The organism is Photorhabdus hainanensis (assembly GCF_018448965.1).
GTDB classification, from domain to species: domain Bacteria; phylum Pseudomonadota; class Gammaproteobacteria; order Enterobacterales; family Enterobacteriaceae; genus Photorhabdus; species Photorhabdus akhurstii.
The window spans coordinates 104,393-128,368 of sequence record NZ_RCWD01000004.1 but is presented as its reverse complement, the minus strand read 5'-3'; the positions used below and the strand labels follow the sequence as shown (position 1 = coordinate 128,368).

Below are 23,976 nucleotides of genomic sequence, written 5' to 3'. Positions count from 1 at the left end.
TTTATCTGTTGCGTTTCCTAATCAGACCTTCCTGTACAGTGGAAGCAACAAGTACCCCTTCACGATTATAAATTTGTCCCCTAACAAAACCACGAGCACCGGAAGCTGATGGACTATCTATAGCATATAGTAGCCAGTCGTCTAGTTTAAACGGACGGTGAAACCACATAGAATGGTCAATTGTTGCTATCTGAATATTTTTTTCAAGAAACCCGACACCATGTGGCTGTAATGCTGTTGGCAGAAAGTTAAAATCGGAGGCATAGCCAAGTAGATATTGATGAATAAAAGGGTCATCAGGCATATTGCCATTACTACGGAACCAAACATAGCGTATAGGTTCTTCTGGTGGGCAATTAAATGGACTGTGATATTTTACGGGTCTCATTTCTAGCGGGCAGGGAAAGAGAAGAATATTCTGCATCTTCTGTGGCAGTAGATGCGACATCTTTTTCACGATTTCGTTCTGAGGGATAAGTTCTTCTGGATATGGTACATCCGGCATTATATTCTGATGTTCAAAACCTTCTTCGTGACTTTGAAATGAGGCAGTCATATAAAAGATAGGTTTGCCATTTTGAATGGCACTGACTCGCCGGGCACTAAAACTTCCTCCATCACGTAGAATTTCGACATCATAGACGATAGGTTTGTGACTGTCTCCGGGGCGTAAGAAATAGCTATGAAAAGAGTTGCCCATCCGGTCATCGACAACGGTTTGTTTGGCTGCATACAGTGCCTGACCAATCACTTGTCCCCCGAAAACCTGAGGAAAACCGAGATCTTTACTTTGCCCTCGGTAAATACCTTCCTCAATTTTTTCCAATTTCATCAAATTTATCAGATTCTGTAATGACTTGCTCATAATATGCCTTTGTTTTCTATTAGGTTATCGAGAGTACAAGGGATGATTATTGTCTCATTAATAGATGATTAATAAATAACTAAATTGTAAATGTTTTAAGTCCTGACAGTAGCGCAATAAAGAATATGAGATTTATTGGCGTTTTATATTCAATTTTTTAATCTATAATTCAAATGATTTAGATTTAATGATCTGATATTTCAATTTATTTTAATGTTTATATAGATTAGTTAATAATGGAGGAATGTGTATGAGGTTATGGCAGCTCCCCGCTGGCGTACTACTAGCGGTTGCTTTGGTCGGGTGTAATGCCAAAGGTGCTGAAGTAGTCGATACTCAGGTGGGAAAGATTGAAAACCCAATGAAACGGTCTTTTGTTGAAGGCAATATTAATATACTACAGCGTATAGCATTGCCAGCAGATGCTGTGCTGACAGTGGCTTTATCTGATGTATCTTTGCTTGATGCACCTTCAGTTACTCTGTCTCAGAAGGTAGAGCGTTTAGGTGGGAAACAATCACCTTTTCATTTTGTTTTGCCTTATCAGCCAGATAAAATTAAGCCGGGTGCGCGCATTGTTGTCAGCGCTTCTGTTTCGTTGCATAGCCGCTTGATGTTTGTTACAGATACAGCATATGAAGTGATTAATAATGGGAAGACTAAAGATATCGAAATTACGCTGAAAGCCGTTAGATAATGTATTTCCTTAAATTGCATTGACTTGCAATGTTCAATAAATCAGCATTCGGGTCTGCTTATCTTGCTATTTGAGTAGGTATGAATGATAATGGCGCCGCTTTAGAAGTTAAAGCAACACGTCGCAATGGGGGCTCTGTTGGTTCTCCCGCAACGCTAACTTGTTAACTTGGTCAGGTCCGGAAGGAAGCAGCCATAGCAGGGGATGTGTGTGCCGGGATGTCGCTGGCAGAGCCCTCGCCAATTTTCATTGATAACCTAAATAAATAGATGATCTAAATAAGCCGATAGCACTTTACCGGCTCGGATCACTTTCTATCTGATAAAGACTATTTTAGCGAACGTATTTCCATACTGAAGGTGGAATTCTATCATACAGTTTATTCATGGTCAGCTCAGCTAGGCGGTGATCCGCAGCAGAGTAGAATAGTTCAAGTTCATCTCCTGAAAGTTCATATTTGTTCTTTTCAATTACACGTTCTAGTGTATCAATCGTGGTGCATTTTCTTAAACGCATCAGATAATCAGTTTTAGTCATAATCGCCTTTCTTATTTAACATATATAAAAAATTATTGAGGGAAATATTCAATCAAATTTTGCTCAAGGAACAACTTAAATCCTGTAACAGGACGCTGATTGAGCGTTCATTAGTTTTTACCATTCCACAAGTCTGGAAACGCCAATCTTAAATTTGTTTCCAAGAAATTTGTAAGTATATGTATTATCAATACATTTATCAATTTAAGAGAGAAGGTTGAAATCATCAGAATATTTTATTTTAAAGTACCAAACGAAAGTTGATATGTATTCGTTCTATTTGTTTAGTTCTAAATTATCCTGAGATGTAAAAATTATTTCCACAACCAGTCTCATCTCTGTGTACTTTGCACTAGACGTGCCTCTTGCCTTAGATTCTTACATAAGCATTTTAATTCATCAATATTATGTCATCTTGAGTGAATATTCATCCATGCTATGTTGATCTTCCAGTATATGCCATTACTTAATTTTTTGAGTTAAACACTAAGCATATACACGTATTATAAAATTTTTTTCGAGAGATTATTATTATGTATCTATAATCGTTCTTTGGGATTATTTATCTTTTTTACAGATAGCTCTGATTTTCTTCTGGTAAATCAGGATCAGCTCTTAACAAAAATTCATACCTTAACTCAATAAACTATAAATATCGGCTAGTATGTGTGAGTTAATATGTAGGTTTATATAAAACAGTATTACTCTCAGATACCAGTAACGGCAGATTATAGCCTGATGGCTACAATAATCAATGAATATAACATCATTATTACATAAGTCACTATGTGCTGGTATTGTTTTTTGTCATTTAGTGTAAAAAAAGATAAAGTAATTTTTGTCCGACAACTTTCATATTAATTTTATTAAAGTCACTAATGCTTGGATTTTTAAAGCTATTTTATACTCATAAGTGGTGATCATAATTAAATTTAAACAAAATTACTTAAAGATTAAGCGGATAGGTTAATGATCAGAATCTTGCCAGACGGAAGCAACCATTATATTAAGAAGGCCGATTTGACGGCCTTCTGGTTATTGTTGGTAGCATTAATGAGATTCTGACGCAGGTTCAATCTCCTCTGCTTTCTTACTGAAACGTCGTCTTATAACCACAAAGAATACTGGTACGAAAAAGATTGCTAGAGAGGTTGCTGCAATCATTCCGCCTAATACGCCAGTACCTACTGCGTTTTGAGAGCCGGAGCCTGCACCATTACTCAGTACTAGGGGAATAACACCTAACATAAATGCTAGTGATGTCATTAGGATTGGGCGAAGACGCATTCTTACCGCATCTAGCGTAGCTTCTATCAACCCCTTGCCCTCTTTTTCCATCAGATCCTTAGCGAATTCAACGATGAGTATCGCGTTTTTCGCCGACAAACCGATAGTGGTTAACAAACCAACTTTAAAGTAAACATCGTTATCCAAACCGCGGAATGTTGTCGCTAGCAAGGCCCCAACGATACCCAATGGTACTACTAGCATAACTGAGAATGGAATTGACCAGCTTTCATATAGTGCTGCCAGGCAGAGGAATACCACTATCAATGATAATGCATACAGAGCTGGAGCCTGATTACCGGATAGGCGTTCTTGATAGGACATACCGGTCCAATCGAAACCGATCCCATTTGGTAGTTTGGATGCTAGCTCCTCCATCAGGGCCATTGCGTCACCGGTACTTTTACCTGGAGCAGCTTCACCCAGAATTTCCATTGATGGTAAACCGTTGTAACGTTCCAGACGTGGTGAGCCGTAGGTCCAGGGTTCTTTGGATGTATCTATAAAGGCAGAAAATGGAACCATTTCACCTTGTTTGTTACGGACATACAGCTTGTAGATATCACTTGGCAACATACGATAAGGTGCTTCCGACTGAACGTAAACTTTTTTGACGCGACCACGATCGATAAAGTCGTTCACATAGTTACTACCAAACATCGTGCTGAGTGTTGAGTTAATATCAGCGATGGAAACACCGAGAGCTTCGGCTTTTTCCTGATCGATCCGGAGCCGATATTGAGGAGTATCTTCCTGACCATTAGGACGAACACCTACTAACATATCTGGATGCTGTTGTATCATGCCAAGTAATTGGTTACGGGCTTCTGTCAGTTTGTCATGTCCAAGGTTTGCTTTATCAATTAATTCAAAATCAAAGCCGGTTGCTGAACCTAACTCTACAATTGCCGGGATGTTAAACGCAAAAACCATACCTTCTTTGATTTTCTGGAAGTGAGCGCTAGCCCTGGCAACAATAGCAGGTACTTTGTTTTCAGCGCCAGGACGTTCACTCCAGTCTTTCAGGCTTATAAAGCCTAACCCAGTGTTTTGCCCTTGACCACTAAAACCAAAGCCGCTGACGGTAAATACAGAAACCACACGATCTTTTTCTTCTGTATTGAAGTAATCGCTTATTTTATCCAGAACTTTCTCTGTTTGTTCCTGTGTCGCCCCCGCAGGTAATTGAACCATTGTCAGCAATACTCCCTGATCTTCTTCAGGAAGAAAGGAAGATGGTAAACGTGTGAACATGACGGCCATACCAGCCACTAGGAGTACATAAATTACCAGATAACGGCCTGTATTGCGTAGAATACGACCAACACTGTCAGTATAGTGGTGGGTACTTTTGTCAAATATGCGGTTGAACCAGCCAAAGACGCCGGCCTGCTTACCGTGGCTACCTTTGGCAATGGGTTTCAACATAGTGGCACATAGAGCCGGTGTCAGGATTAAGGCTACCAGCACAGAGAGTACCATTGCAGATACGATAGTAATCGAGAATTGACGATAAATTGCACCGGTTGAACCGCCGAAGAAGGCCATTGGGATAAATACAGCAGACAGCACCATTGCAATACCAACCAAGGCGCTTTGGATTTGTCCCATTGATTTCCTGGTTGCTTCTTTTGGCGATAGACCTTCTTCCTGCATAACACGTTCAACGTTTTCTACAACAACAATGGCGTCATCTACCAGTAAGCCAATGGCAAGAACCATAGCAAACATGGTTAATGTATTTATTGAATAGCCAAATGTAGCGAGTATCGCGAATGTTCCTAAGAGTACGACTGGAACCGCAATAGTTGGAATGAGTGTTGCGCGGAAATTTTGGAGAAATAGGTACATTACCACGAACACTAGCATAATTGCTTCAACCAGTGTTTTTACCACTTCGTTAATAGAGATTTTAACGAATGGTGTGGTGTCATATGGATAGACAATTTTCAGCCCGTGAGGGAAGAAAGGTTCCATATTTTTTAGTGCTTCTTTTACTGCTTTGGATGTATCCAAAGCGTTAGCGCCTGTCGCTAGTTTGACACCGATACCCGCAGCAGGTTTACCGTTATAGCGGGCAATGATGTTGTAGCTTTCTGCACCTAGTTCCACGTTTGCTACATCTTTCAGACGGACCTGAGAACCGTCAGTATTGACGCGCAGGAGAATATTACTGAACTCTTCTGGTGAGGTTAGACGTGTTTGAGCAATGATCGAAGCATTCAGGCGTTGACCTGGAACGGGAGGAGTTCCTCCTAATTGACCGGCGGCTATTTGGTTATTTTGCGCTTTGATTGCATTTATTACATCTAAAGTCGTCATTTTGTAGTTAACAAGCTTGTCAGGATTTAACCAGATACGCATGGCATACTGGTTACCGAAAAGCATTGTATCACCTACACCGGTTACGCGACTTAAAGGGTCCTTGACAGTTGCACCAACATAATCAGAGATATCGTCCTGTGACATGGAACCATCTTCAGAGATGAATCCGGCAACCATTAAGAAAGAGGTTGTGGACTTATCTACACGTATCCCTTGCTGTTGTACTTCTTGTGGTAACAGAGGCATAGCGAGTTGCAGCTTGTTTTGTACCTGTACCTGTGCAATGTCGGGGTTAGTACCTGCTTCAAAGGTTAGTGTGATATTCATGTTTCCAGCAGAATCACTGTCGGAAGACATATAAACCAGGTTGTCGATACCATTCATGTTCTGTTCGATAACCTGAGTAACTGTGTTTTGTACAGTGGTGGCATCTGCGCCGGGATAAGTTGCGGCGATAGAAATCGCCGGTGGTGCGATAGTAGGGTATTGCGCCACGGGTAATTTCATAATTGCCAGCAGCCCAGCCAGCATGGTGATAATTGCGATTACCCATGCAAAGATTGGCCGATCTATAAAAAACTTAGGCATGAATCACCGACTCCTAAATTAAGACTTTTTCGCAGGTTCAGTTTGGTTCGCAGCAGATTTTGCATTTAAGTCTACTTCTGCTGCTTTAACCGGGATGCCGGGTTTAATTTTTTGCAAACCAGTAACAATGACCCGATCACCTGCTTTCAGACCGGAAGTTACTAGCCACTTATCACCAATTGCTTGGTTAGCGGTGATAATGCGTGGTTCGACTTTTTCGTCTGCACCAACCACCATGACAGTAGCTTCACCACGAGGTGTACGGGTAACTCCTTGTTGAGGAACGAGGATTGAATCCCGGCGAATACCCTCTTCCAGTTTTGCTCGAACAAACATGCCTGGCAGTAACTCTTCATTTGGATTAGGGAATATTGCACGGATAGTGATAGAGCCCGTTGTTTCATCTACAGTGATATCAGAAAATTCCAAGTAGCCTGTTTCACTGTAATTTTTACCATTTTCCATGATCAGGTGAACTTTAGCTTTACTGTCCCCTTTCTGTACAACACCTTTGGCGATTTCATTTTTAAGACGCAGATAATCATCACTTGACTGAGTGACATCCACATAAATTGGATCTAGTTGTTGAACAGTTGTCAGTGCTGTTGGTTGGCCAACAGAAACTAGAGCGCCTTCAGTTATAGTCGATTTGCCGGAACGACCACTAATCGGCGCTGTAACTTTGGTATATGCCAAATTGATACGGGCAGTCTCTACAGTTGCTTTTGCTGCCTGTACTGTAGCATTCGCTTGAGCGTAGTCAGCGCTGGCTTTATCAAATTCCTGTTGACTAACATAGTTTGTACCTAACAGTGACTTATATCGGTTCACTGTCAAGCGTGTGATCTCTGCATTAGCTTGAGCTTTTGCCAAATCAGCTTTAGCACTGTCATAGGTAGCCTGGTAAGTTGCTGGATCTATCTGATATAAAGATGTGCCTGCTTTTACATCGCTGCCTTCTTTATAATTTCGTTCCAGAATTATACCACTCACTTGTGGACGAACTTCTGCAATGCGGAAGGCTGACGTTCGGCCTGGAAGTTCTGTCGTGACCATCAGAGGTTCATTTTTCAGCGTCACGATACCGACTTCAGGAGCCTGTTGATTCCCAGCAGCTTGCTGAGAGTCTTTGTCGTTACATCCTGAAAGAGCTAAGCTGCCTGAGAATACCAGTATTGTAGCCAGAGGCAAAACTCCCCTGTTTATTCGCATAAGTAAACCTCAATATTTTTAGATGTTGACCCTTCAATCCGTAAAACCATTACTCCATTAATAACAGCATGCTATAATACAAACATACGTGAATGTATGTAAATCCATTTTAGGTTAAAATTAGAGTGTATGGCACGAAAAACTAAACAACAGGCTGAGGAGACCCGGCAACAGATTATAGACGCAGCTATAAAAGAGTTTTCTGAGCGCGGTGTTTCTGCTACTTCACTGACAGATATTGCCACAACAGCCGGGGTAACCCGAGGGGCAATTTACTGGCACTTTAAAAATAAAGTAGACCTGTTTTCCGAAGCCTGTAGAATAACAGATTCTAAGATTGACGAATTAGAAAAAGAGTATCAAGCAAAATATCCTAATAATCCACTCCTGATTTTAAGAACTTTAATCATCCATATCCTGACGTCGGTCGTTGACGATCCGAAAAACCGGCTATTAATGGAGATTTTTTTCCACAAATGTGAGTTTGTTGGTGAAATGTCTGCCTTGGTGGAAGTCCGTCAGGAGCTGTGTGTTGCAGACTATGTTCGTATTGAAGAGTCTCTTTCTGGTTGTATTGCATCAGGTCAGCTTCCTTATAATCTTCATCTGCGGCGAGCGGCTATCATGTTAAGAGGATTGATAACGGGCTTGTTGGAAAATTGGTTATTTGCGCCAGATAGTTTTGATATTCAGAAAGAAGCGGAGTCGTTAGTGGATAGCTTTATCGATATGCTTAAATATAGTGAGCATATGAAAATCACTGAAAAATGAAGAATCAGAATAATAGAGGTGAATTCTATTTTAGTAATTGCTAACAATGTGGATAATGGCAAAAAATCATTATCTTATGCTCTTTGTTTATCTGCTGCTATATAAGAGATGAGACAGAGAAACTAAGTTGAAAATATTGCTAATATCAGATGCAGTTGCCGGTTTTGTTAGGGAAGAGGTCAAAGAAAAACTATAACTTAAGGTAAATTTTTAAGATTCTGACTGTATAAAATGTATTGATCAAATTTAGAAGGGCGGAACAGGAGCTTGTGATATCAGCAAGTTGGAACGGGTTGATAACGCTGAAATTAGTATATTGATTGAATTTTCCCTACGGATTCTGTAGGCAGACACAGTACTAAGTAGGAGTAGTGTTAAGTTGCTGGCTGCTAAGAGATAACTATCTATGTTGGAAATACGAAATGTGACGCATGCCTATGGCGAGCGAGTGATATTAAAAGAGTTAAATTTGCAGCTTAAGGAAAAACGGATTGCCATCATAGGTAGTAACGGTTGTGGCAAAAGTACATTTGCGCGTCTTCTTAATGGATTATTAGTACCGAAAAGTGGTGATGTTTTGGTGGATGGTTTGAACACCAGAACGGAGGGTAAAGCGATCCGACGTAAAGTTGGTTTCGTATTTCAGAATCCTGACAATCAGATCGTTTTTCCAGTTGTTGAGGAAGATTTGGCCTTTGGAATGAAAAATCTTGGTTTTACCAAGGACAAGATTCGGCAAAGAACGCAGGAAGCTCTTTCTCGGTATGATTTACTTCAATTTAGGGAACATCCTGCCCATCTTTTAAGTGGTGGTCAGAAACAACTCCTTGCGATTTCTGGCGTCCTTGTGATGGAACCCGATTACATTATTTTCGATGAACCTACAACCTTGTTGGATTTACGAAACAAGCGCCGTGTTGCCGAAGCAATCGATAACTTATCTCAAACTGTGATTGTAGTTTCTCATGACCTTGATTTTTTGGCGAGATTTGATCGTGTTCTGGTTTTTGATGATGGTCGCGTCGTTGTTGATGACATACCCTCTATTGCTATTCCTGAATATGTAAGGATGATGTTATGAGCCTGTCTGGGTATAACCCTGGTTCATCATTTGTACATAGAGTTAGCCCGGGGCTTAAAATTATTTCTTTGGTCATTTTGGGAACATTGCTTTTCGTTATTCCACGTATCGATCTCTCTGTTGCGGCGTTAGCGGGTATCGTACTTTTATACTTATTAGCCAGAATCTCATTAAAAACTGCTTGGATGCAATTACGGCCAGCGCTATGGATCTTCGTACTTATTTTTATAGTCCAATTGCTTCTACACCACTGGACCGCAGGTGTACTTGTGGTAGTTCGTCTTGTCTCACTTTTATTGCTGGCCTCACTTGTCACTCTTACTACTCGCTCTTCTGATATGATCGACGCCTTGGAAAAGGGCCTTGGATGGTTGTACTATCTTGGCATCAATCCTGGAAAAGTGAGTTTGGCTCTATCGCTTGCTTTGCGGTTTATCCCTGTTCTGGCGTCAATTACAGAAGAAGTACGGGAGGCGCAGAAAGCAAGAGGTCTCGATAAGAGTGTCATTGCAATTGCAGTTCCTGTTATTGTGCGAATGCTCAAAATGGCAGACGATATTTCTGCCGCTATTGAAGCTAGGTCCTATGATCCAGAATTTGACAGAAATAAATCAAGCAGCAAGTAAAACAGAGGTTGTGGCTTTATCGAAAAGAAAGGGGGATTAAATGTCTACCAAAGATATTGTTTATATAGCACTATTTGCCTCTTTAACCGTAGCGCTGGGTTTATTTCCGCCACTGACACTTCCCGTTGTGGGCGTTCCGATAACAGCGCAGTCAATGGGAGCAATGCTTGCTGGTGCCATTATTGGTGCGAAACGGGGTGGATTAGCATTGTTGCTCTTTTGTGTGTTTGTTTCCGTTGGATTACCGGTAATGTCTGGAGGGCGGGGAGGATTGGGGGTGTTTCTCAGTCCAAGTGGTGGCTTTATTTTGTCATGGCCGATTGCCGCTTTTGTTATCGGCTATTTGTATGAGAAGAATCTTGCAAAACTGAATACCTTTAAAGAAGCTGTATTTCTTGTTTTTGGTGGAATTATGGTTGTTTATGTCATCGGTATTCCGTGGATTGCCTTATTTGCTAATATCAGCACTTGGCAAGCAGCCGTAGGTTCAATTGGGTTCATACCGGGAGATATTATCAAAATCGTACTGGTTATTTTAATTGCGAAGACGGTTCGTCGGGCTTATCCCACCCTTGAGTCGCGTTCTTAAGTGTCATCATTGTGCTTATTATGGACCAGGCAACTGGACGATAGCCTTTAACGGTAACTTAATGATATTACAGATATAATATCAATTAATTGTAGTTTTGCTGCATATCACGACATTTCCCTCGCGATAATTGTTACAACGTATAAAATGGCGGTAGGGTAAGAAAAAGTGCTCTTAATGTTCAAATTCCAGATACCTTACTGAAATACATTACGACCATAAAATCAACTTCTTCTCATTTAATACACCGATGAAGGAGCCTGTTGCAATGCGATTGCTGTTTGCAGGCAGGACAATATGAGGGTTAGTTGTGTTGAAAATGACGACTGAACCAATTTGGGGTCGAAAAGTGAAAGATTCGCAATTAACCAATGGGGCGCTATCATACGGTTTGTACGTTTTATCAACGACAGTACTCTTGAATGGTTGGTTATAGATCACGGTTTCTCCTCCCTGAGAGGGAGATAAAATATAGAGGTTCCAGGCAAGTTGAGTCGATATATCTCCGACGACTAAATTTCCTTTCGCAAAAGTAGGTGCGTAGTCCACATGTAGATCCGAACCACCGGAGATAATCCGGACGATACCGGCAAAATAGGGGCCAAATCCCGGTTCTTCTGCGACCGAAATGCTGAAATTTGTATCGTGATTGATATATCGAATGAACCGAGCAACTGGATCAAAAGCTTGACTGATAATTTGGGTGAGATCTTGTTCAGCTACGCTAACTTGAGCGAAATATTGCTCTTTTGGTCGATTACGGTAATGAGCGAGTGGATTTCCTAAATAAGACCCCGGCCTTCCAAACTCATATGGCTTTGCCTTCATGCTCAGTATTGCAGACGAAAGCTGTTCTGCTTCTTCTTTAGTTGCAAAATCATCTATCATCGCTGCTGGAATCTTGTTATCTATGATTGCCTGCAAGCTTTCTGATGATAATTTGACAAGCTCGTTTGATACCCACCGTGACGACATAGTAGTCGATTCCTAGCCGATTTTCTTTATATTAGAAAAACTGATCTATTGATGGTCAGTATTAATCATATAGCATTGGTTGTATAAAAATGCAACATTTGATCACATTCTGGAGCGCAATAATGACAATATCTCTGAGAGGTCATCACCTTTTGTGTATTCTTACCTACGCTGGCAACGGATATTCCCCTGATTTTGTTGAAAATTATAATAGGATTATTCCTCGAATTCGGGATGAAGATATTCTGATTGTGGCAGGGCCGGATGACATATGTATTCCTTTGCTTGGAGAAGACAAACCTCATTGTTTTGGCGAGAGTGTTATTGTCCGGGATGGTCGAGCTTTGGAAGCCATTGGTTCTCTTATGGGCCGATCAGTTGAGGTAGGTTATACGTTGAGGCTTGATGAAACCTATTTAGAATGGGCTCGATGGGCTTTTAATCGCGGGATCATAAGAGCCGCTTGTGTAGGTTGTGAATGGGAACCGCTTTGCACTCGAATTGCTGCGGATGATTATTCTTCAACGTTTCTTAAACGAAATAGCGGAAAGAGCGAGTGACGATATAAAGCCGTTTGAAATTTTGCAAAGGCTGATATTGATATGAATGTATGACCACATACTTAAGACAAATGTGAATCTCTTATAGTATCGATCAGGGAATCTATTAAGGTGTTGAAGTAAATCGCTCAATACTCCTTCGTTGACTGTGATTGCTTCGCTAATTTTGCTTGATAGTCGTGTTTGACTATTTCCAGTGCGGCGAGGGCGATTTCAGGAGTGATTTCATTGCATTCCAGTAAATAGATCAGATCAACAGCAAGTTGAACTTCGGGTGGTGCATGTTCGACGGACATAAAACATTCCTCATCTGAATCGTTAGTCCATGTTCTCTTTGTATTCGATTGATTTTTCAATTCGCATCAGAGATTGACGGCAACGTGCTAGCCTTCCGGCTAATGCCGCGATTTCTTTCTGTATTTTTTGTTGATGACTAAGTGTAGTTTGTTGATTCAATTTTAGCTCTCTATCATTGATCATTGCGAGCAGGCGGCGTTCATAATCCTGATGTTCAGCCAGTTTGTGATATAGGTCAGTAGCTTGTTGTTTATGTTCAAATCGGTTCTCTTTTTTTCTCAATGACTGGGTGGACAATTCACGCTTTAGTGCCTCTATTTGGGCAATTAGGCGTTCAGTTAGAAATGCGACCTGTTCGGTTCGGTGATCCTGAACACACTCTTTGAGTTGTTCCATGTTGTGCCTGACTTCTTGTAGATAGCCTCGGAGTTTATCGCTATGTCGGTTAAATAAAGCCTGATCAAACCGGGCAGTAGAGAATGGCGTGTCAGCTAATGGCGCTATCTCTTCCGCCAGTATATCGACCTGTTTTTCGAGTAAATTTAATAACGGCTGTGTATTCATTTATACCCTAAAATGGTTATGTCTTGCGAAGCAGAATTAATCTGGGACGACAAAAAGTAGGCTGATGCGTGTTCATCAGTTGCTTTTTTCTATCAGTTTACATAGATTTTAGAACCTCCGTGTTCTACTCATCATTGGCCCGATTATGACCGCAAACGCGCAGCAACTGCAATTTATTAAAGACAGCATTGAAACGATTCCTGATTACCCGAAACCAGGGATTCTTTTTCGTGATATTACTACTTTATTGGATAACCCTCTTGCCTACCAAATGACAATTGATCTTCTGGTAGCGCGATATCAGGACAAAGGCATTACAAAAGTTGTTGGCACAGAAGCTCGCGGTTTTCTGTTTGGCGCTCCGGTTGCGTTACGTCTTGGTGTTGGTTTTGTTCCTGTTCGTAAAGCGGGCAAACTACCTCGGGAAACATTGAGTGAAACGTACGATCTAGAGTATGGCGCTGATAAGTTGGAAATGCATAAAGATAGCGTAAAAGAAAACGATAAGGTGTTGGTTATTGATGATTTGCTGGCAACGGGGGGAACGGTTGAAGCCACTGTTCGTTTAATCCGTCGCTTAGGCGGTGAAGTTTTTGAAGCGGCCTTTATTATTGGTTTGCTTGGTTTAGGCGGTGCTGAGCGTCTGCAAAAACAAGGTGTAAGTAGTTTTACGCTACTTGAATTCCCAGATCATTAATCTGCTTATTTTCGTATTACTAACATATCGGCCTCGCTGTCTATAGTGAGGCTGTGTTAGCATGGTGCCCAACTGTATTCGATTTTCCCGGTATCAATGAGCTATCAGGTACTTGCCCGTAAGTGGCGCCCACAAATATTTTCTGATGTCATTGGTCAGGAGTATATCCTGACTGCGTTGGCTAATGGTCTTGCCCACGGTCGGCTTCATCACGCCTACTTATTTTCTGGCACGAGAGGTGTCGGGAAAACAACGATCGCCCGTTTGTTTGCCAAGGGGCTAAATTGTGAAACGGGTATTACTGATAAGCCTTGTGGTAAATGTGTTAATTGCCTTGAAATTGAACAAGGGCGATTTGTCGATTTAATTGAAATTGATGCGGCTTCCCGTACCAAAGTCGAAGATACGCGTGAATTGCTAGATAACGTGCAATATGCTCCAGCTCGTGGGCGTTTTAAAGTCTACCTGATTGATGAAGTGCATATGCTTTCCCGCCACAGCTTCAATGCGTTATTGAAAACGTTGGAAGAGCCACCCGAGCATGTGAAATTTCTACTGGCAACGACTGATCCGCAAAAATTGCCAGTGACCATTCTTTCCCGTTGCTTGCAGTTCCATCTCAAATCGCTGGATATTGGTCAAATAAGCGATCAGCTTGAACGTATTCTTAAAGCTGAACATATAGAGAGTGACAGCCGTGCTCGTCAGCTATTGGCTCGTGCTGCTGATGGCAGCATGCGTGATGCTTTGAGTCTAACAGATCAGGCTATTGCTATCGGGCAGGGCCAGGTAACAGCCGAAATAGTTAGCTTGATGCTTGGAACGTTAGATGATGAACAGCCGTTATCAATTATTGAAGCATTAATTCGAGCTGACGGTCAGCAAGTTATGGCATTGGTGGAACAAGTCGCTTCACGTGGTGCTGACTGGGAAGATTTGTTGGTAAAGATCCTTTCATTGCTACATCGAATTGCAATGCTTCAACTATTGCCTTCTCAACCAGAGATCGCTTCTTCATCAATTGAAGGCCGTTTGCGCATATTGGCAAAAGCTATTTCACCGGAAGATTTGCAACTTTATTATCAAACTTTGCTGATTGGTCGTAGGGACTTGCCGTATGCGCCGGAGCGCAGGATGGGGGTTGAAATGGCTCTGTTCAGAGCTTTGGCATTTCATCCCAAAAAAGTTATTGAAGAGGTTGCTGCGCCGGTGGTAAATCCTGCGGTTATACCATCAGTTACAACACCAGTTACAGCACAGCCGAAACATAAACAGAGTGATCAGGGGGATGTGCCACCTGCTAATGATATTAATGAACCGGCGCAATTGGATAGAACTTCTCCGTCGCAGCCTCAGATACCTCAGGCGCTTGCATCAAGCCCAACCGCGCAGTTGCTGAAAGCAAGGAATGTGTTATCCCGACAGCAAGAGCAAACGCCAACAAAAAAGCCTGAATCGGCTACGCCGGTTAAGATGAAGTCAGCAACTTCGGCATTGGAACGGATTGCCGCAGTGTCAGGACAGCGACCTCAGTCATCAATAGATAAAAAACAGGAAAACAGACCTGAGAAAAAAGAGGCTTACCGTTGGCGCGCCAAGAATATTGAGGAGAAAACAGAAACTCATGTGGCTACGCCAAAGGCTTTAAGAACAGCTTTGGAACATGAGAAAACACCAGAGTTGGCAGAGAAATTAGCGGAAGAATCTAAACAGAGAGATGCATGGGCCGCAGAAGTTGATAAACTTAAAATTCCTAAACTGGTGCAACAATTGGCATTAAATGCGTTCAAAGAGCAGGTTAGCGCGAATAACATCCGTTTACACCTACGTTCGAGCCAGCGTCACCTTAATTCCGCTTTCGCGCAGAAGTCATTAGCGGGGGCTTTGAGCGAGTTGTATGGCGCAACGGTTGAATTCAGCATTATTGAAGATGATAATCCTGCGGAGAAAACTCCGCTGGAGTGGCGACAAGCCATTTATGAAGAGAAATTGGCACAAGCTCGCCAATCAATTATTGCGGATAAAACTATTCAAACATTGCGGCAGGTATTTGATGCTGAATTGGATGAAGAGAGTATCCGACCGGTTTAACCATGCTGCAATCTGTACCTTGTTGTACGATGTAGCCATAGCGAAGAGAGAAATCTATGTTTGGTAAAGGTGGTTTGGGCAATTTGATGAAACAGGCCCAGCAAATGCAGGATAAGATGCAGAAAATGCAAGAAGAGATCGCCAATCTGGAAGTGACGGGTGAATCGGGTGCGGGTCTGGTTAAAGTGACTATCAATGGTGCTCATAATTGCCGTCGTGTTGAGATCGATCCAAGCCTGATGGAAGATGACAAAGAGATGCTGGAGGACTTGATTGCTGCCGCATTCAACGACGCGGCTCGTCGTATTGAAGAGACTCAGAAAGAGAAAATGGCAAGTGTTTCCAGTGGGATGCAACTGCCGCCAGGCTTTAAGATGCCATTCTGATGCAAACCAGTCCTCTCCTTGAATCCTTGATGGAAGCATTACGCTGTTTACCAGGGGTTGGCCCTAAATCTGCGCAGCGGATGGCTTTTCATCTGCTACAGCGTGATCGCAGTGGTGGAATGCGTTTGGCTCAGGCATTGACCAGAGCGATGTCAGAAATTGGACACTGCAAATATTGCCGGACTTTTACCGAACAGGAACAGTGCACGATTTGTGCTAATCCACGCCGTCAACAAAGTGGTCAAATTTGTGTGGTTGAAAGCCCTGCGGATATTCATGCTATTGAACAAACCGGGCAGTTTGCCGGGCGTTACTTTGTATTGATGGGGCATTTATCTCCATTAGATGGTATTGGTCCAATCGATATCGGTTTAGATCGTCTTGAGGATCGTCTCGCCACTGAAGAGATTTCAGAGGTGATTCTGGCGACTAATCCGACAGTGGAAGGAGAGGCTACTGCCAATTATATCGCGGAGATATGCGTTCAGTACGGTGTGACAGCAAGTCGTATTGCTCATGGTGTACCGGTTGGTGGTGAACTTGAGATGGTAGATGGTACAACATTGTCTCATTCAATTGCTGGGCGACAGAAGATTACTTATTGATTTTCTGTTAACGCCTTACGGTTTTCGAGTTGTGATTGAATATGTAGCTTGAACAGTGTTGTAGCTTGGTTAGAGCAAGTCGTAAAGGTTTTGAGGCGCTACATTTATGTGGCGCATACCTTTTAGCTCATTCTGCTATGATCAAAAGTGACTTCATAATTCTTTTAGATAATCAAACTTGAAATTCAACTTATTTATCCCCATCTGCATATTATCGTCTGATTTTGTCTATCTGAACTGGATTTAGATTGAGGTAATAAATGAGTATGAAAGGTCAGGAAACCCGTGGATTTCAGTCTGAAGTAAAACAACTTCTGCAATTAATGATCCATTCACTCTATTCCAATAAAGAGATTTTCCTTCGTGAGCTAATCTCAAACGCTTCCGATGCTGCTGACAAATTACGTTTCCGCGCATTATCAGCTCCAGAACTTTATGAAAATGATGGTGAATTACGTGTTCGCCTTTCTTTCGATAAAGAAAAGAGAAGCATCACGATTAGTGATAATGGCATTGGTATGACTCGTGATGAAGTTATCGATAATCTTGGAACAATCGCTAAATCAGGAACAAAAGCTTTTCTGGAATCTATTGGTTCAGATCAGGCTAAAGACAGCCAGTTAATTGGTCAGTTTGGTGTTGGGTTTTACTCTGCATTTATTGTGTCTGATAAAGTCACTGTGCGTACTCGTGCGGCTGGCGCTTCAATTGATCAGGGCGTATTCTGGGAATCTGCCGGAGAAGGCGATTACACGATTGCTGATATTGAAAAAGAGACGCGCGGTACAGAGATCACCCTTCATTTACGTGAAGGAGAAGATGAATTCCTGAATGACTGGCGTTTGCGTTCTGTTATCAGTAAATACTCTGACCATATTGCTTTGCCGGTTGAAATTGAAACCAAAAACAAGGGCGAAGAAGAGGGTGAAGAAGATACAGTAACTTGGGAAAAGATTAATAAAGCTCAAGCTTTGTGGACTCGTGGCAAATCTGAAATTACAGATGAAGAGTACAAAGAATTCTACAAACATATTTCTCATGATTTTTCTGATCCGCTGATCTGGAGCCATAACCGCGTAGAAGGTAAACAGGAATATACTAGCATGCTCTATATTCCGTCTCAGGCTCCGTGGGATATGTGGAACCGTGAGCATAAGCACGGGCTGAAATTGTATGTCCAGCGTGTGTTTATTATGGATGATGCGGAACAGTTTATGCCGAACTATTTACGCTTTGTCCGCGGCCTGATTGACTCCAACGATTTGCCGCTGAACGTTTCCCGTGAAATCTTACAAGATAATTCTATTACCCGTAATTTACGTAGTGCATTGACCAAACGTGCATTACAGATGCTGGATAAACTGGCGAAGGATGACGCAGAAAAGTACCAGCAATTCTGGCAACAGTTTGGTCTGGTAATGAAAGAAGGTCCGGCAGAGGATAACACCAACAAAGAAACTATCGCTAAATTGCTGCGTTTTGCTTCTACTCATAATGACAGCTCGGCACAAACAGTTTCTTTGGAAGAGTATGTTAGTAGGATGACCGAAGGTCAGGATAAGATCTACTACATTACCGCGGACAGTTATGCTGCGGCAAAAAACAGTCCTCATTTGGAGCTATTCCGCAAGAAAGGTATTGAAGTTCTGTTGCTGTCAGAGCGCATTGATGAATGGATGATGGGATACCTCACTGATTTTGACGGTAAAAAATTCCAGTCAGTCAGTAAAGCCGATGAATCTCTGGATAAATTGGCAGATGAAAACAAAGCTGAGCAGGAAGAAATTGAAAAGCAGTTGGAGCCGTTTGTTGAGCGTGTGAAAACACTGCTTGGTGATCGCGTGAAAGAGGTTAAATTGACTCACCGTCTGACTGATACTCCAGCAATTGTGACAACAAATGCGGATGAAATGAGTACTCAGATGGCGAAATTGTTTGCTGCGGCTGGTCAACAGGTGCCGGACGTTAAGTACAATTTTGAACTGAATCCTGATCATCAGTTGGTAAAACTGGCTGCTGATATCAGTGATGAGGCTCAATTCGCGGATTGGATTGAACTGTTGCTTGATCAGGCATTGTTTGCTGAACGTGGCACATTAGAGGACCCAAATCAGTTTATTCGCCGTATGAATCAGTTGTTATTGTCTGAAAAAGCTTGATTTAACTATATTTCTTGATAACGATTGTAAACCACGCCTCTGATAATAAGATGGGGCGTGGTTTATTTTTACAGAAAAATATCACGAAATCGTTTACCTGTTTCCTTGAGCGAACCCCATGCTAAATGGTATGGTGATTCGTTTTCTGAAAATATAAAAACTAATTAGCAAGGGGATTTACGCAATGCGTATTATTCTGCTGGGCGCTCCGGGCGCCGGTAAAGGGACTCAGGCGCAATTTATCGTGGAGAAATATGGGATCCCTCAAATTTCTACTGGCGATATGTTGCGTACTGCGGTTAAGGCTGGCACAGAATTGGGTTTAAAAGCGAAAGCGCTGATGGATCATGGCAAGCTGGTCACTGATGAACTGGTAATTGCTTTGGTCAAAGAGCGCATCAAACAAGATGACTGCCGCAATGGTTTCTTGTTGGATGGGTTCCCCCGTACTATTCCCCAAGCTGATGCAATGAAAGAAGCGGGGATTAATGTTGATTATGTCCTGGAGTTCGATGTTCCCGATGAACTCATCATTGAACGTATCATTGGGCGCCGTATACATGCGCCATCTGGCCGTGTTTATCACATCAAATTTAATCCGCCGGCAGTGGAGAACAAGGATGATGTTACGGGTGAAGAGTTGACCATTCGTAAAGACGACCACGAAGATATCGTGCGTAAACGTTTAGTTGAATATCATCAACTGACAGCACCTTTAGTATCCTACTATCGAAAAGAAGCAGAGGTAGATTATACTAAATATTTTAGAATTGATGGTACTCGTAAGGTATCTGAGATTAGCGAAGAATTAACTGAAATTTTAGGTTAATCAACCTAAATGGTTCTTAGAAGGCGACTAACAAGTCGCCTTATCTTATATTATTTATTTACTATATCATGTAAATTGGTCGGTTTTTCCTCATTGTTTGCGTAGATAAACATGATTTTCATCTGTATTTTATTGTGTTAGGGTTTTCACTAGCAAAACAATTAAGGATCGACATAATGAGCAACGGTAAATATGGTGTTTTATTAGTTAATCTTGGTACTCCTGATAAACCGACAACTAAAGCTGTAAGACGTTATTTAGCTGAGTTTCTGAGCGATAAAAGAGTCATAGACTTATCTCGATTCATCTGGAAGCCAATATTATATGGATTTGTTTTGCCTTTACGTTCTTCACGTGTAGCAAAGTTATACCAGAAAATTTGGACGGATGAAGGCTCTCCTCTGTTAGTATATGGCCGTCGGCAACAGAAATTACTGGCAGAAAGACTGGCTGACATCCCTGTTGAACTTGGAATGAATTACGGCTCTCCGTCTCTTGAGCAAGCGATTGACAATTTACTTAAGCAGAATGTTGAGCAGCTAATTGTGTTACCACTTTATCCCCAATATTCTGGCTCCTCATCTGCGGCGGTATTTGATGGTGTCAGTCAGGTATTGCAGAAATATCGTACTATTCCTGGAATTCACTTTATTCGTAGTTATGCTGATCATCCGGCCTATATTTCTGCGCTGAAAGAGACTATTGAGCAGAGTTTCGATAAGCATGGTCAACCAGACCGATTATTGTTTTCCTACCATAGCATTCCGCAGCGTTATGCTGATACGGGTGATATTTATGCTGAACAGTGTAAGTTAACAACACGTTTACTAAAGCAGGCAATTAATTATCCGGCAGAACGGGTAATGGTGGCTTATCAGTCACGTTTTGGTCGTGAACAATGGTTGACGCCATATATGGATCAAACAGTGAAATCCCTGCCTAATCAGGGAATAAAACATATCCAGGTGATTTGCCCCGGCTTTTCGTCTGATTGTCTGGAAACTTTGGAAGAGATAAAACAGCTAAATAAAGAGATATTTCTGAGTGCTGGTGGAGAAAAATTCGAATATATTCCTGCGCTTAACGACAATACAAGACATATTTTACTCCTTGAAACGTTGGTTAACGGGTTTGTCAGAAACGGGAATGAATAGTGATAGGATTAATCTATCATTAGGGTTCATTGGCTTTTTAGGGTATATTGCTACACGGATGCTAGCTTGGTGGAAATGCCATACTTATTTCAGGGTAAATGGGAATTAACCTATGGGCTAGTGGGATGATGTTTTGTATATCAATTAGTAACAGCATATTTGAATTTGGATATAAATAATGAGTAATAAACCGATTAAAGGCACTAACTTAAATGAAGAATATTTTAATTATTACAATTCAAAACAAGATGATGAAATTGATTTGTTTGAGTTATTCTCTGTTTTATTTCAATCAAAGTTATTGATTATTGCTGTTACTATTCTTTTTGCTGTTATTGGCTTTGCAGCAGCATCTTTGATGCCACAAAAGTGGAGTAGTTCGGCTTCTGTTGTTAAACCTCAACTTGAAGAGATACAACCACTTAAAGATACCCTGACTAATTTAGAGGTTTTAAGTTTACAATCATCAATAACTTCGTCGTCGTTGTATAATAATTTTTTAAATAATTTTAATTCACGGGTTTTACGTGAAGAATATCTGATCAATACAGATTATTTTAAAAATCTGATAGCGAAATCAGATGATCATTCACCGCTTGCAAAAAGAAAACTTATTGAAAAGATTGTAAATGATAATATTTCATCTTCTTCAAAAGCGGAGAAAGATGATGAAAATGGTGAAACTAAATTGATTTTCAGTGCTGGAACTGCTGAGGATGCATATAACCTGTTAAATGGCTATATTGACTATGTGTCGTCTGTTGTTCATGAGCAGGTGAAGAGTGAATTAAGTGATATGGTAAAACAAAAGCTAGCTTACTCTGAAGGTTTATATAAAGTTGATTTAAATCGTGTGAATAACGTACAGGAAGCAAATATTGAGCGATTGAAACATGCATTATCTATTGCTAATTCAGCAGGAATTAAAAAACCTATTTCCAGTGAAGGTGCAATGATCAAAGACGATCCAGATTATTCCATTGCTTTGGGAGCTGATGCATTACAACGTAAGCTGAAAATTACGGAGGATATTAAAGATCCCACCTCAGTTGATGCTGACTTACGTAACCGTTTGTTCTATATAAAGGCGCTTAAAGCACTTAAAATAGACACAGTTAATTTCCAACCATTCAAATATATGCAGGCTCCTTATGAGCCAACGGCGAAAGATTCACCGAAACGTTTACTTATTTTGGTAGGCAGTGCTTTTATTGGGCTGATCCTAGCTGTGGTGTTTGTTCTGATCCGTCATATGGCACGTAGTCGTCGACAAGCGGCTTAGTCTTCTTTGGCAGCAAATGTCGAATGACATTTGCTGCCTGTTAGTCTTTTGTTGTGCTAATATGCTGCATCTTTTGGCGTCATAGCATCAATCAAAAATGAAATTCCCCGGTAAACGTAAATCAAAACACTATTTTCCCGTCAGCCTGCGCGATCCTTTACTCCAGCCAATTAAAGAGATGATGGATGGGGAGAATAACCGAGCTTATATCGTTGGCATCGATCAGATATTAGTAGATATTGAAGCGAAAGTAGACGAAGGTTTTATCCAGCGCTATAACCTCAGCCAAGGGCATTCATTAGTTATTGAAGATGATGTCGCTGAAGCTCTGTATAAAGAACTTACTGATAATAATCTTATTAGCCACGAATTTGCTGGCGGCACTATTGGTAATACCTTACATAATTACTCGGTTCTTGCCGATGATCGTTCTGTCTTACTAGGTACTATGTGCAATAATATTCAGATTGGCAGCTATGCTTACCGCTATTTATGTAACACATCTAGTCGTACTGATCTGAACTACTTACAAGGTGTGAACGGGGCAATTGGGCGCTGTTTTACGCTAGTAACGGAAAATGGTGAGCGCACTTTTGCCATCAGTCCTGGGCAAATGAATCAACTTAAGCCGGAGAGTATTCCTGAGAAGATTATTGCTGAAGCTTCTGCATTGGTGTTAACCGCTTACCTGGTTCGTTGTAAACCAGGAGAACCAATGCCAGAAGCGACCATGAAGGCCATCGAATATGCGAAAAAGCATAGTGTGCCTGTCGTTCTGACGTTGGGGACAAAATATGTTATTGCTGATGATCCACAATGGTGGCGTGACTTTTTAGTTGAGAATGTTTCTGTTCTGGCAATGAATGAAGATGAGGCTTATGAGCTTACTGGTTGCAGTGATCCGCTATTAGCTTCAGATATGGCGTTGGATTGGGTTGATTTAGTTTTATGTACCGCTGGTCCGGCTGGACTATACATGGCAGGTTATACGGAAAAAGATTACACACGTCAGACAACTCACCCATTGCTACCGGGGGCTATTGCTGAATTTAACCGTTATGAATTCAGCCGCGCTATGCGTAAATCTGATTGCCAAATCCCAATGAAAGTTTATTCCCATATTGAACCTTATATGGGGGGGCCGGAAAAAATCATGAATACCAATGGGGCAGGTGATGGTGCTTTATCTGCTTTACTGCATGATATAACGGCCAACAATCATCACAGAATGAATGTGCCTAATTCGAGTAAACATATCCGTACTTATCTGACATATTCATCACTTGCTCAGGTTTGTAAATATGCAAACAGAGTTAGTTATCAGGTATTGAGTCAGCATTCCCCACGATTAAGTCGTGGTTTACCTGAAAAAGAAGACAGTTTGGAAGAGTCTTATTGGGAACGATAACTCTAAAATTTCGGCGCTGTATTAATTTATACGGCGCCGAAATTTAGGTATAAAATCATTTATTAAGATTATGAATGATAGTTAAAGTTTATTTTGTTAAGAATAATGATTCTTTATTGAATTGATAGAAGAGAAAATATTTTTCTCTTCTTTATATATCTGTTTAAATAGATTTACATAATATATAAAAAATATTTTGGAATAGAATATTTATATCACTAAGATAGCAAAAATATGCAAATGAAATTTTCTGTTTGTTTTTTGCTTTCAACTTATCCTATTGTTTTATATATGATAATTACGTATAGTAGAGTATTTATAATATAGCTATATATCGCTAAAATTATCAATCAGCCCCGTTCTGATTTAATGATTTCTCTAATTTTTCTAT

General features: G+C 41.1%; 22 protein-coding genes and 1 other RNA gene. 16 read left to right on the top strand and 7 right to left on the bottom strand.

The window, feature by feature from the left end; all coding sequences use genetic code 11:
- Position 1 precedes the first annotated feature (1 nt).
- Entirely contained in the window at positions 2 to 865 is an 864-nt protein-coding gene (gene tesB / locus EAE92_RS04075) for an acyl-CoA thioesterase II (protein WP_110090782.1), read from the bottom strand.
- Positions 866 to 1,115: 250 nt separating this feature from the next.
- Between tesB and EAE92_RS04070 the strand changes: the two genes are divergently transcribed.
- Positions 1,116 to 1,562 carry a YbaY family lipoprotein gene (locus EAE92_RS04070; RefSeq protein ID WP_105397723.1) on the top strand — a complete coding sequence of 149 codons (447 nt, stop codon included), beginning with the start codon at positions 1,116 to 1,118 and terminating at the stop codon, positions 1,560 to 1,562.
- Positions 1,563 to 1,698: 136 nt separating this feature from the next.
- Positions 1,699 to 1,795: signal recognition particle sRNA small type (gene ffs / locus EAE92_RS04065), an RNA gene on the top strand.
- A gap of 100 nt (positions 1,796 to 1,895) precedes the next feature.
- Here the strand turns inward: ffs and EAE92_RS04060 are convergent.
- From EAE92_RS04060 to EAE92_RS04050, 3 genes are all read right to left on the bottom strand, one after another.
- Positions 1,896 to 2,099 carry an HHA domain-containing protein gene (locus EAE92_RS04060; protein WP_011147992.1) on the bottom strand — a complete coding sequence of 68 codons (204 nt, stop codon included), beginning with the start codon at positions 2,097 to 2,099 and terminating at the stop codon, positions 1,896 to 1,898.
- 1,050 nt (positions 2,100 to 3,149) lie between these two features.
- Positions 3,150 to 6,299 (bottom strand): efflux RND transporter permease subunit, encoded by a 3,150-nt coding sequence (locus EAE92_RS04055; RefSeq protein WP_214067144.1) that lies wholly within the window; start codon positions 6,297 to 6,299, stop codon positions 3,150 to 3,152.
- 18 nt (positions 6,300 to 6,317) lie between these two features.
- A complete protein-coding gene (locus EAE92_RS04050; RefSeq protein ID WP_214067143.1) occupies positions 6,318 to 7,511 on the bottom strand; it encodes an efflux RND transporter periplasmic adaptor subunit in 1,194 nt (397 codons plus the stop codon).
- Between the two features lie 129 nt (positions 7,512 to 7,640).
- Between EAE92_RS04050 and acrR the strand changes: the two genes are divergently transcribed.
- The 4 genes from acrR to EAE92_RS04030 all read left to right on the top strand — a co-directional run bounded on the left by acrR (position 7,641) and on the right by EAE92_RS04030 (position 10,578).
- The gene (gene acrR / locus EAE92_RS04045; protein ID WP_065389297.1) at positions 7,641 to 8,282 is read left to right on the top strand and encodes a multidrug efflux transporter transcriptional repressor AcrR; all 642 of its coding nucleotides are present in this window, start codon (positions 7,641 to 7,643) and stop codon (positions 8,280 to 8,282) included.
- A gap of 406 nt (positions 8,283 to 8,688) precedes the next feature.
- Positions 8,689 to 9,363 carry an energy-coupling factor ABC transporter ATP-binding protein gene (locus tag EAE92_RS04040; RefSeq protein ID WP_214067142.1) on the top strand — a complete coding sequence of 225 codons (675 nt, stop codon included), beginning with the start codon at positions 8,689 to 8,691 and terminating at the stop codon, positions 9,361 to 9,363.
- Entirely contained in the window at positions 9,360 to 9,989 is a 630-nt protein-coding gene (locus EAE92_RS04035; protein WP_214067141.1) for an energy-coupling factor transporter transmembrane component T family protein, read from the top strand. Before EAE92_RS04040 ends, EAE92_RS04035 begins: the two co-directional genes overlap by 4 nt.
- A gap of 40 nt (positions 9,990 to 10,029) precedes the next feature.
- Positions 10,030 to 10,578, top strand: a complete 549-nt coding sequence (locus tag EAE92_RS04030; protein ID WP_214067140.1) for a biotin transporter BioY — start codon at positions 10,030 to 10,032, stop codon at positions 10,576 to 10,578.
- 210 nt (positions 10,579 to 10,788) lie between these two features.
- Here the strand turns inward: EAE92_RS04030 and EAE92_RS04025 are convergent, their stop codons facing one another.
- The gene (locus EAE92_RS04025; RefSeq protein ID WP_214067139.1) at positions 10,789 to 11,553 is read right to left on the bottom strand and encodes a 2OG-Fe(II)-dependent halogenase WelO5 family protein; all 765 of its coding nucleotides are present in this window, start codon (positions 11,551 to 11,553) and stop codon (positions 10,789 to 10,791) included.
- A 122-nt stretch (positions 11,554 to 11,675) separates the two neighbouring features.
- On the opposite strand from EAE92_RS04025, the gene EAE92_RS04020 reads away from it, so the two are divergent.
- Positions 11,676 to 12,113, top strand: coding sequence for a DUF1284 domain-containing protein (locus tag EAE92_RS04020; protein ID WP_214067138.1), 438 nt, complete (start codon positions 11,676 to 11,678; stop codon positions 12,111 to 12,113).
- Positions 12,114 to 12,241: 128 nt separating this feature from the next.
- Here the strand turns inward: EAE92_RS04020 and rsmS are convergent, their stop codons facing one another.
- Both rsmS and priC read right to left on the bottom strand, forming a co-directional pair.
- Positions 12,242 to 12,409, bottom strand: a complete 168-nt coding sequence (gene rsmS, locus EAE92_RS04015; RefSeq protein ID WP_071647076.1) for a pleiotropic regulatory protein RsmS — start codon at positions 12,407 to 12,409, stop codon at positions 12,242 to 12,244.
- Between the two features lie 22 nt (positions 12,410 to 12,431).
- A complete protein-coding gene (gene priC / locus EAE92_RS04010; protein ID WP_214067137.1) occupies positions 12,432 to 12,974 on the bottom strand; it encodes a primosomal replication protein PriC in 543 nt (180 codons plus the stop codon).
- A 145-nt stretch (positions 12,975 to 13,119) separates the two neighbouring features.
- Here priC and apt point away from each other — a divergent pair, with 145 nt between their 5' ends.
- The 9 genes from apt (at position 13,120) to EAE92_RS03965 (ending at position 23,585) form a co-directional block, all read left to right on the top strand.
- The gene (apt, locus tag EAE92_RS04005) at positions 13,120 to 13,671 is read left to right on the top strand and encodes an adenine phosphoribosyltransferase (RefSeq protein ID WP_036775164.1); all 552 of its coding nucleotides are present in this window, start codon (positions 13,120 to 13,122) and stop codon (positions 13,669 to 13,671) included.
- A gap of 96 nt (positions 13,672 to 13,767) precedes the next feature.
- Positions 13,768 to 15,762 (top strand): DNA polymerase III subunit gamma/tau, encoded by a 1,995-nt coding sequence (dnaX, locus tag EAE92_RS04000; protein WP_214067136.1) that lies wholly within the window; start codon positions 13,768 to 13,770, stop codon positions 15,760 to 15,762.
- A 56-nt stretch (positions 15,763 to 15,818) separates the two neighbouring features.
- Positions 15,819 to 16,148, top strand: coding sequence for a YbaB/EbfC family nucleoid-associated protein (locus tag EAE92_RS03995; RefSeq protein WP_021323842.1), 330 nt, complete (start codon positions 15,819 to 15,821; stop codon positions 16,146 to 16,148).
- Positions 16,148 to 16,753 (top strand): recombination mediator RecR, encoded by a 606-nt coding sequence (gene recR, locus EAE92_RS03990; RefSeq protein WP_110090785.1) that lies wholly within the window; start codon positions 16,148 to 16,150, stop codon positions 16,751 to 16,753. Before EAE92_RS03995 ends, recR begins: the two co-directional genes overlap by 1 nt.
- 266 nt (positions 16,754 to 17,019) lie before the next feature.
- A complete protein-coding gene (htpG, locus tag EAE92_RS03985) occupies positions 17,020 to 18,912 on the top strand; it encodes a molecular chaperone HtpG (RefSeq protein WP_214067176.1) in 1,893 nt (630 codons plus the stop codon).
- 184 nt (positions 18,913 to 19,096) lie between these two features.
- Positions 19,097 to 19,741, top strand: coding sequence for an adenylate kinase (gene adk, locus EAE92_RS03980; protein WP_214067135.1), 645 nt, complete (start codon positions 19,097 to 19,099; stop codon positions 19,739 to 19,741).
- Positions 19,742 to 19,917: 176 nt separating this feature from the next.
- Complete coding sequence (hemH, locus tag EAE92_RS03975; protein ID WP_214067134.1) at positions 19,918 to 20,895, top strand: ferrochelatase; 978 nt, start codon at positions 19,918 to 19,920, stop codon at positions 20,893 to 20,895.
- Positions 20,896 to 21,073: 178 nt separating this feature from the next.
- Positions 21,074 to 22,177, top strand: a complete 1,104-nt coding sequence (gene wzz(fepE), locus EAE92_RS03970) for an LPS O-antigen length regulator Wzz(fepE) (RefSeq protein WP_214067133.1) — start codon at positions 21,074 to 21,076, stop codon at positions 22,175 to 22,177.
- Between the two features lie 97 nt (positions 22,178 to 22,274).
- Complete coding sequence (locus EAE92_RS03965; protein ID WP_214067132.1) at positions 22,275 to 23,585, top strand: inosine/guanosine kinase; 1,311 nt, start codon at positions 22,275 to 22,277, stop codon at positions 23,583 to 23,585.
- Positions 23,586 to 23,976 lie beyond the last annotated feature (391 nt).